The following is a 388-nucleotide window of genomic DNA, read 5'->3' on the forward strand; positions in this document are numbered from 1 at the left end:
CTCCAGCGGTCGGCCCGACTCTTTCCGGGTGGATTATTGAGCATTATACATGGCGCATTATGTTTTACGGACTTGTGCCGATCGGCGCAATTGTTATCATTGTGGCTTTCTTCATCTTTACAAATATGGTGGAGCCGCAAAAAATCAAACTCGCTACTCTTGGCGCAATCCTCTCGATTGTCGGATTCGCCTCCTTAGTATACGGAGTCAGTGAAGCCGGATCTGACGGCTGGACCGACCCGATTGTATTGTCTACAGTTATTATCGGAGCCATTGCAATTGTTGCTTTTGTTGTTCAGCAATTGCGTCATGATGATCCGATGCTTGATTTCAGAGTGTTTAAATATGACATTTTCTCACTCTCGAGTGTCATTAATATCATTATAAC

General features: G+C 44.3%; 1 pseudogene. It reads left to right on the forward strand.

Annotated features, from left to right (window positions below):
* Positions 1–388: pseudogene (locus ES017_RS15660) on the forward strand (MFS transporter); the annotation flags it as partial.

The organism is Anoxybacillus sp. EFIL, from assembly GCF_013096955.1.
Lineage (GTDB): Bacteria > Bacillota > Bacilli > Bacillales > Anoxybacillaceae > Anoxybacillus > Anoxybacillus ayderensis.